The sequence below is a fragment of the Streptomyces cupreus genome (assembly GCF_014257025.1).
GTDB lineage: Bacteria > Actinomycetota > Actinomycetes > Streptomycetales > Streptomycetaceae > Streptomyces > Streptomyces cupreus.
This window is the reverse complement of the sequence record NZ_JACMSF010000124.1, coordinates 1-8,634: the sequence shown is the minus strand read 5'-3', so window position 1 is coordinate 8,634 and position 8,634 is coordinate 1. Positions and strand designations below refer to the sequence as shown.

General features: G+C 70.6%; 8 protein-coding genes and 1 riboswitch. Of the genes, 5 read left to right on the top strand and 3 right to left on the bottom strand.

The features are described from left to right. A partial coding sequence (locus H4N64_RS43450) for a polyprenyl synthetase family protein (protein ID WP_186288148.1) occupies positions 1–699 on the bottom strand: 699 nt, incomplete at its 3' end. Positions 700–930: 231 nt separating this feature from the next. On the opposite strand from H4N64_RS43450, the gene H4N64_RS43445 reads away from it, so the two are divergent. Then, entirely contained in the window at positions 931–2,934 is a 2,004-nt protein-coding gene (locus H4N64_RS43445) for a CocE/NonD family hydrolase (protein ID WP_186288149.1), read from the top strand. A 266-nt stretch (positions 2,935–3,200) separates the two neighbouring features. After that, positions 3,201–3,384, top strand: a riboswitch (cyclic di-AMP (ydaO/yuaA leader). A 3-nt stretch (positions 3,385–3,387) separates the two neighbouring features. After that, positions 3,388–3,861, top strand: a complete 474-nt coding sequence (locus H4N64_RS43440; RefSeq protein ID WP_186288147.1) for a transglycosylase SLT domain-containing protein — start codon at positions 3,388–3,390, stop codon at positions 3,859–3,861. A 27-nt stretch (positions 3,862–3,888) separates the two neighbouring features. Here H4N64_RS43440 and H4N64_RS43435 read toward each other — a convergent pair whose 3' ends face one another. Then, on the bottom strand, positions 3,889–4,695 hold the full coding sequence (locus tag H4N64_RS43435) for an HAD family hydrolase (RefSeq protein ID WP_186288146.1): 807 nt from the start codon (positions 4,693–4,695) through the stop codon (positions 3,889–3,891). A 151-nt stretch (positions 4,696–4,846) separates the two neighbouring features. On the opposite strand from H4N64_RS43435, the gene H4N64_RS43430 reads away from it, so the two are divergent. The 3 genes from H4N64_RS43430 to H4N64_RS43420 all read left to right on the top strand — a co-directional run bounded on the left by H4N64_RS43430 (position 4,847) and on the right by H4N64_RS43420 (position 7,944). Next, positions 4,847–5,440: a hypothetical protein gene (locus tag H4N64_RS43430; RefSeq protein ID WP_186288145.1), complete on the top strand. Its 594-nt coding sequence runs from the start codon at positions 4,847–4,849 to the stop codon at positions 5,438–5,440. A 100-nt stretch (positions 5,441–5,540) separates the two neighbouring features. Continuing rightward, a complete protein-coding gene (gene fahA / locus H4N64_RS43425) occupies positions 5,541–6,755 on the top strand; it encodes a fumarylacetoacetase (RefSeq protein ID WP_186288144.1) in 1,215 nt (404 codons plus the stop codon). 250 nt (positions 6,756–7,005) lie between these two features. Then, a complete protein-coding gene (locus H4N64_RS43420) occupies positions 7,006–7,944 on the top strand; it encodes a M56 family metallopeptidase (protein WP_186288143.1) in 939 nt (312 codons plus the stop codon). 88 nt (positions 7,945–8,032) lie between these two features. Here the strand turns inward: H4N64_RS43420 and H4N64_RS43415 are convergent. Further along, a partial coding sequence (locus H4N64_RS43415) for an HRDC domain-containing protein (protein ID WP_186288142.1) occupies positions 8,033–8,634 on the bottom strand: 602 nt, incomplete at its 5' end.

The window sequence follows — 8,634 nt, the reverse complement described above, 5'->3', positions numbered from 1 at the left end:
CCCGGACTCGCGCGAGTCGGAAGCGATGTCCAGCACGTCGTCCGCGAGCTGGAAGGCGACCCCGAGCCGCTCGCCGTACTGCGTGAGCACGTCCACGACCGTCTCGTCGGCGCCCGACATCATCGCGCCGAAGCGGCACGACACCGCCACCAGCGATCCCGTCTTCCCGGCCAGCACATCGAGGTAGTGCTCGACCGGGTCGCGACCGTCCTGCGGTCCCGCCGTCTCCAGGATCTGCCCGGTGACGAGCCGTTCGAACGCCTCGGCCTGGACCCGGACGGCCTCAGGACCGAGGTCGGCGAGGATGTGCGAGGCGCGGGCGAAGAGGAAGTCGCCGGTGAGGACCGCGACCGAGTTCCCCCAGCGGGTGTTGGCGCTGGGCACCCCGCGCCTGACGTCGGCCTCGTCCATCACGTCGTCGTGGTACAGCGTCGCCAGATGGGTCAGCTCCACCACCACGGCCGACGGCACGACCCCCGGCGCGTACGGGTCACCGAACTGCGCGGTGAGCATCACGAGCAGCGGCCTGAACCGCTTCCCGCCAGCACGCACGAGATGCTGGGCCGCCTCCGTGATGAAGGGGACCTCGCTCTTGGTGGCTTCGAGCAATCCCTCCTCGACAGCCGCCAACCCGGCCTGGACATCGGCTTCCAGAGCCTGGTCCCGCACGCTCAGCCCGAACGGCCCGACGACGGTCACGAGGGGTCTCCTGTCTGCTGGTGTCTACCGGCGCTTACGCGGTTTGTCGATAGGTCGCTGCCTTCACTCAAGTCAGCGTATCCGGTCACGTTTCGATCACCGATGCCGCCCGCCGGTCCACGAGGGGCGGCATCGGATCACGCCGGTTATGTTTTTGATCACCTGATAACAACTGGTATCTATCGATTTACGTGGAAGTAGTGGAGTGTGTCTCGAACCGAGGTCAACGCGATGAGCCCGCGCATCCGTACGTCCTTCCCCTACGAGACGACCCACGAAGACCTCCGTGTCCCGCTCGCGGACGGAACACTGCTCTACGCGCGCGTGTGGCGCCCGCTGACCGACGAGCCCGTACCGGCGCTCCTTGAGTACCTCCCGTGCCGGCTGACCGACTGGACGGCCCCGCGCGACTTCCAGCGCCACCCCTGGTACGCCGGTCACGGCTACGCCTCCGTCCGGGTGGACATCCGCGGGCACGGCAACAGCGAGGGGCTGCCGACGGACGAGTACTCGGCGGCGGAGCTGGCCGACGGGGTCGAGGTGGTGCACTGGCTGGCGGCCCAGCCCTGGTGCGACGGCAAGGTCGGCATGTTCGGCATCTCCTGGGGCGGCGTGAACTCCCTCCAGATCGCGGCCCTCGCGCCCGAGCCGCTCAAGGCGATCGTCACGGTCTGCTCCACCGACGATCGCTATGACAACGACGCGCACTACACGGGAGGTTCCGTCCTGGCGGTGGACATGCACGCCTGGGCCGCCACCATGCTCGCGTTCGTCTCCCGGCCGCCCGATCCGCGGTACGTCGGGGACGCCTGGCGGGACATGTGGCTGAGGCGCCTGGAGGCCGTCGAACCGTTCCTGCACACCTGGCTGGACCACCGGACCCGGGACAACTACTGGCGCCACGGCAGCGTCCGCGAGGACTACGGCGCCATCGAGGCCGCCGTGCTGGCGGTGGGCGGCTGGCACGACCCGTACCGCGACACCGTGCTACGACTCGTCGAGCACCTGCCCGCCGACCGCGTCCGCGGTCTGATCGGCCCCTGGTCCCACCAGTACCCCGACCGCGGCCTGCCGCCCGGCCCGGCGATCGGCTTCCTCCAGGAGACCCTGCGCTGGTGGGACCACTGGCTGAAGGGCACCGACACCGGCGCCATGAAGGAACCCCTCCTGCGCGCCTACGTCAGCGACTCGCATCCGCCCGCCACGGTCTACGGCACCCTGCCCGGCCGCTGGGTCGGCGAGCCGGCCTGGCCCTCCCCGCACATCACGAACGTGACGTACGCCCTGCAGGGCGCCCCCGTGCTCGTACGGTCGCCCATGCAGACCGGTGTGGACGCCGGCCGCTTCCTCCCGTTCGGGAACGATGCCGACCTGCCGCCCGACCAGCGGGAGGAGGACGCGCGCTCGGCCTGCTTCGAGTTCGCGGTGGGCGAGGAGACCTGGGTGCTGGGGCGGCCGAAGGTGCGGCTGCGGCTGACGTCGGAGGTGTCGCGCGGGCAGGTCGTCGCGCGGGTCTGCGACGTCGCCCCCGACGGCTCCTCGACCCTCGTGACGCGGGGCGTGCTGAACCTCTCCGCGCGCCATGGCCGCGAGCGGGCGGTGCCGTGGGAGCCGGGTGCCACAGAGGACGTCGAGTTCGAGCTGAACGGCATCGGGCACGCCTTCACGGCCGGGCATCGCATCCGGCTCGCGGTGTCGTCGGCGTACTGGCCGTGGGTCTGGCCGCAGGCGGAGTCGGGGGCGGGGTTCACGCTGGATTCGGCGGGGAGCTTGCTGGAACTGCCGGTACACGCGCGTGGGGATTCCTCCGAGGTCGCCTTCGAAGAACCGGAACAGGCCGAGCCGCTGGGCGTGAGCCACCCGGTCACGCTGGACGAGCCGCGCCCCGAGCGGCTGGTCGTCCGTGACGTGGCCAAGGGTGAGTGGCGCCTTGAGGTCGATCCGCGGTACGGCGGCACGCGCGTGTACCCCGACGGCCTGGAGTTCACCGAGGACGCGCTGGAGACGTACACGATCCGGGAGGCGGACCCGCTGTCCGCCCGCACCCGCTCGGACTGGTCGATCCGGTTGCACCGGCCGGAACTGGCGTGGGACACGACGGTGCGGACCCGCTCGGAGATCACCTGCGACACGGAGGACTTCATCGCCTCGAATGAGGTGATTTGCACGGATGGTGGCGAAGTTGTCTTTCATAGGACGTGGGAGAAGCGGATTCCGCGAACGGCTGGCCAGTAGAGCCCTATTGGGGGGATTGCCCGTTTTGGACCGCCTTGCGATTGCGCGTGACTTGACTCACGCCCGCCGGGTCACAGACACCCCACAGACTCCACCCGACACCCGTCCCCCGACGGCCAGTTGAGCCTTGGCACCCGCAAAGATTCACATGCCACACACCCTCCGAACGAAGATCAAACCCCTTGATATGTGAATCCGCTACTTGTTTCGGACATGTGCTCTCGCATACGTTCCCGGCCTGTCGGGCGGACGCCGAATCCTGCCGCCGTCCGGCTCCACCGAGATTCTTCGTACGGCAGGAGCGGGGGACCCAGGTAAGCCGCCGGGCCGGGACGTCTTCGGGCGCGCCGGTACGGCTCGGGGTGAAGTCGCGTGCCCTTCGCGGTGCGCGGCCGGGCAGCTCCCGCCCGAACCCGACAGCTCACCTCGCAGGCGCCGGAGAGGAACTTCGCCATGCCTGCTGCCGCTCAGCACCGCCGTAAGCGCATCGCCCGCAAGCTCGCCGTCCTCGGCACCGGAGCCGCCGTACTCGCGCTCCCGCTCATCGGCGCCACCAGCGCCTCCGCGGCCACCCCGACCGTCACCACCGCCGCCTCGCTGGGGTACGCCAACAACCTCGACGGCTGGATCCGCGCCTCCCTCCAGGTCATGGCGCAGCACGGGATCCCCGGCAGCTATGACGGCATCCACCGCAACATCATGCGGGAGTCCTCGGGCAACCAGTACGCGATCAACAACTGGGACTCCAACGCCGCCGCCGGCACCCCGTCCAAGGGTCTGCTCCAGGTGATCGACCCGACCTTCCAGGCGTACCACGTGGCCGGCACCTCGTACGACCCCTACGACCCGGTCGCGAACATCACCGCCGCCTGCCACTACGCGGCCCATCGATACGGCTCGATCGACAACGTCTTCGGGGCCTACTGATCCGACTCCCTTCCGGCTCAATGAGCCTCACCGGAAGAGTCTTTCGAGGACGACGGCGATGCCGTCGTCCTCGTTCGACAGGGTGATCTCGTCGGCGACCGCCTTGAGTTCGGGGTGGGCGTTGGCCATCGCGACGCCGTGGGCCGCCCAGTCGAACATCGGGATGTCGTTGGGCATGTCACCGAAGGCGATCGTCCGGTCCTGGCCGAGGCCCAAGTGGTCCGCGGCCAGCGCGAGTCCGGTCGCCTTGGTGATACCGCATGGCTGAAGTTCGACGGTCCCGGGGCCGGACATGGTGACCGTCGCCAGCGAACCCACCGCCGAACGCGCCGTCGCCGCCAACTGGTCGTCGGACAGCTCGGGATGGCGCAGCAGCACCTTGCTGATCGGCTCGCACCACAGGTCGTCGCGCCTGCCGACCCGCACCGCGGGCAGGGTGGGGTGCGGCATCAGGTACCCGGGCTCGATCAGTGTGAGCCCGTCGACGCCGTCCTGGTCGACCGCCGCGTACACCTCCCCCACCTCGGCCTCGATCTTGCCGAGCGCGGTCTCGGCCAACTCCCTGTCCAGGGTGACGGACCAGAGCAGACGGTCCGCGCCGGCGTCGTACACCTGCGCGCCCTGCCCGCACACCGCGAGCCCCTCGCTGCCCAGGTCGTCCAGGAGCGGCCGCACCCTGGGCGCCGGTCGGCCGGTCACCACCAAGTGCCGGGCGCCGGACTCCGCCACCCGCGCGAGCGCGGCGCGCGACCGGTCGGAGAGCGTGTCGTCGCCTCGGAGGAGGGTTCCGTCCAGGTCGGTGGCGATGAGTGAATATGCGATGGGTGCGGCCATGATCAGAGAATACGGACAGGACGCTCCGGCGACTCAGCGCGAACCGGACGACCCCGGCGTCCACCACCGCCCCGCGCGCCCCCTCAACTCCCTTGCCACCGTCAGCTTCTGGTGAAATGGAGCCCTGTGGTGACGGACGGGGGCGAGTGATGTGACAGGCGAGAGCAAGGACTTCGCGACGCATCTTCAGGAGGCCGCCGTCGGCATCCTGGAGCGCTTCCCCGAGGAACTGAAACCCGAGATCTACGCTCTCTCCTTCCGCATCTGGCGCGTCGACTACGACTACCGCCGTCCGTATGTCGCCATCGGCTACAACACCGAGACCCAGTACGGGCGGGAGCGGCGCCCGGAGGACCCCGGAGAGGCCCGCTGGAACTACGCCTGCTGGCTCCTCGACGGCTTCGAGACGCTCGGCAACGTGCCCGAGGACCCAGCCGGCGGCCCGCTGTACGAGGACGAGGTCAGGCGGCTCGGCCTGTGGTTCGAGGGGGACGACGAGTCCGACGAGGACGACGCCGAGCTCGACCTGCTCCAGCTCCACTTCGCCGACGCCTGCATCGGCCTCGCCCGCCGGCTGCATGCGAGCGGCCGTATCGAGGCGGTGTTCGGCCGGCCGCTGCCCGTGGTGGTCTTCGACATGGACTGTCCCGGCTGGGAGGTCGAGGCGACCGAGGCGGCCAACCCGCCCGAGCTGATCGAGGGCTTTCTGGCCTGGCAGCGTGCGGCGGGTCACTTCGACGACTGATCGCCCCGCTCCTTCGGCACTGCCCAAGACGGGTGCCCCACCCGTAACGTGTGCGGCGACGACACGGACCCGTGGCACGCACGAGAGTGAGGCAGCACCGATGCCCCCCTTTGATGTTCCCGAGGGCGACCCCTTCGGCCCGCACAACCTTCCGTACGGTGTCTTCTCCCTCCCCGGTGAGGACAGCGCGCCCCGGGTCGGCGTACGGCTCGGCGACCATGTCCTCGACGCGGGCGCGGCGGCGCTGGCACTGGGTTCCCCTTACGCCTCCCTGCTCGCCCGGCCGACGCTGAACCCGTTGCTGGCGGCGGGCCGCACCGCCTGGTCGGACGTACGCCGCGCGCTGACCGCCTGGGTCTCGGTGCCGTCCCACCGGGAGACCATCGAGCCGCTGTTCCACCCACTCTCCTCGGTGACCCTGCACCTCCCCTTCGAGGTCGCGGACTACGTCGACTTCTACGCCTCCGAGAACCACGCACGGAACGTCGGCCGGATGTTCCGCCCGGACGCCGCGGACTCCCTCACCCCGAACTGGAAGCACCTCCCGATCGGCTACCACGGCCGCTCGGGCACGGTCGTGGTCTCCGGCACGGACGTCGTACGGCCGTCGGGCCAGCGGAAGGCCCCGACCGACGCGGCACCCGTCTTCGGCCCGTCCGTCCGCCTGGACATCGAGGCGGAGGTCGGCTTCGTGGTGGGCGTGCCGTCGGCGATGGGCAGCCCGGTCGGCCTCTCCGACTTCCGGGAGCACGTCTTCGGCCTGTGCCTGCTCAACGACTGGTCCGCGCGCGACATCCAGGCCTGGGAGTACGTCCCGCTCGGCCCCTTCCTCGGCAAGTCCTTCGCCACGTCGGTGTCGGCCTGGATCACCCCGCTGGACGCACTGGACGAGGCCCGCGTGGCCCCTCCGGAGCGCACGCACGAGCTGCTGCCCTACCTGGACGACGCGGCCGAGGAACCCGGCGGCTTCGACCTGCGCATCTCGGTCTCCCTCAACGGCCATGTGATCTCCGAACCTCCCTTCTCGACGATGTACTGGACGGCCGCCCAGCAGCTGGCCCACATGACGGTCAACGGCGCTTCCCTCCGCACCGGCGACCTCTACGGCTCCGGCACGGTCAGCGGCCCGACGGAGCGCGAACGGGGCTCCCTGCTGGAGCTCACCTGGAACGGCCGTGACGTCCTGGAACTCCCCGACGGCAAGCGGACCTTCCTGGAGAACGGCGACGTGGTGACGCTGTCGGCATGGGCTCCGGGGGCGGACGGGTCGCATGTGGGGCTGGGCGAGGTCACCGGGCGAGTGGTGGCGGGTTGAGGGGCCTGGCGCCGCCTGCTGCCGAATAGCCCGCCCCCGTAGGGGAGTTGACGCTCGTGGCCGACTCCGCGCGGGACGGACCCTCCCCCGTCTCACCAGACGATTCGATGGTCGCCTACGTCTGCCGCGTACCGCCTGCCGCCGTCATACTGGGCGGCGGACGGTGCGCGCGGCACACGCTCCGCACGGCCCCGCGCACAGCCCGCCCCCGCAGCCGCCCTTGTCCCGACCAGGATCCGGAGCCCGTGGCATGACCGTCTGCCTGCTCCTGCTGAGCGCCGTCGCTCTGACCGCCGCCGTGCCGGTACCGCGTTCCCTGACCCGGGCCGCGTGGCCGGAGCGGGAGCCGGTGGTCGCGCTGTGGGTGTGGCAGTGCCTGGTCGCGACCGTTCTGCTGTGCTGTCTGACGGCCCTGGTCCTGGGCACCGCCGCCGTCTTCGCCACGGTCCGCGACCATGTCTTCGCGCCCGCGCCGCCGGCGGTGACCGCGGCGTACGACCTCTCCGCGACGCCGGTCTGGGCAACGGCCCTCACACTGCTGCTGGCCTGCGGGGCCGCCTGGACGACGGCGATGCTGGCCCGTGAACTGGTCGAGGCCCACCGCAGCCGCGGCCAGGCCAGGGCCCACCTGCGCGAACGCGCTCCGGACCTGCCCGCCGGCCTCCCGGCCGCGCGCGGCCCCCTGCTGGTGCTGGAGGACGAATACCCGGACGCCTGGTGGATGCCCGGCAACCCGCCCCAGCTGATCGTCACGACAGGCGCCCTGCACCGCCTGACCGACCACCAGCTGGACGCGGTCCTCACCCACGAACGCGGCCACGCCCGCGCCCGCCACGACTGGCTGCTGCACCTCTCCACCGCGCTTGCCACCGGCTTCCCCCGTATCCCCCTGTTCGCCCACTTCTGCGACCAGACCCACCGCCTGGTCGAGTTGGCGGCCGACGACACGGCATCCCGCCGCTGCGGCCACCTCACCACGGCGCTGGCCCTGATCGAACTGAACCAACACCGAGGCGTCCTCTCCTGCGCCTCCAGCAACCGCCTCCTCGGCGAACGAGTGGACCGCCTCCTGGAACCCCCACCCCGCCTGACCCGCCACCACAGAGCCCTGACGACAGCGGTGGCAGCCCTGGTCCCACTGGTACCACTACTGATCACATTCGCCCCGGGCTTGACGGCGCTGGGCTAGCGGCGGAGGGCGATGCGGCCAGCCGTACTGATCGGCTGGCCCAGCTGCGGGCAGTCGTGCCGCTGGAGCGGCTGCACGGGCCGCACCCTCACACCCAGTCGTCCGGCTCCGGCTCCGCGTCCGTCTCGGGCCAGTGATCTCCCTCGGCCTCGGACACACCCCCGTCCAACCCCGCCAGAACCCCGATCACACCCTCCCCGTACGTCGCCAGCTTCTTCTCCCCCACCCCACTGACGCTCCCCAACTCCCGCACGGAGGAGGGCCACACCGTCACGATCTCCCGAAGCGTCGCGTCATGGAAGATCACATACGCCGGAACCCCCTGCTCCCGAGCCTGCTCCGCCCGCCAGACCCGCAACGCCTCGAACGCGGGCACCAACCGCTCCGGCAACTCCACCACCGCGGCCCTGGCCTTCCGCTCCCCCTTCGCAGCCGACCCGGACGCCGACCGCGAGGTCGCCGCCTTCTTCGGCTCCTTCCGCAGTGGCACCTCCCGCTCCCGCCGCAGCACCGCCCCACTGCCCTCGGTCAGCACGAGCGTCCCGTACTCCCCCTCGACGGCGAGCAGCCCCTGCGCCAGCAACTGCCGGACGACACCCCGCCATTCGCCCTCGCTCAGCTCCTCCCCGATACCGAAGACGGAGAGCTGGTCATGGTCGAACTGGATCACCTTGCCGGTGCGCTTCCCCA

What these genes read in the sequence shown, in the direction of transcription:
- H4N64_RS43445 (WP_186288149.1), top strand. Translation starts at nt 931, where the DNA reads ATGAGCCCGCGCATCCGTACGTCCTTCCCCTACGAGACGACCCACGAA.
- H4N64_RS43440 (WP_186288147.1), top strand. Translation starts at nt 3,388, where the DNA reads ATGCCTGCTGCCGCTCAGCACCGCCGTAAGCGCATCGCCCGCAAGCTC.
- H4N64_RS43435 (WP_186288146.1), bottom strand. Translation starts at nt 4,695, where the DNA reads ATGGCCGCACCCATCGCATATTCACTCATCGCCACCGACCTGGACGGA.
- fahA (WP_186288144.1), top strand. Translation starts at nt 5,541, where the DNA reads ATGCCCCCCTTTGATGTTCCCGAGGGCGACCCCTTCGGCCCGCACAAC.
- H4N64_RS43420 (WP_186288143.1), top strand. Translation starts at nt 7,006, where the DNA reads ATGACCGTCTGCCTGCTCCTGCTGAGCGCCGTCGCTCTGACCGCCGCC.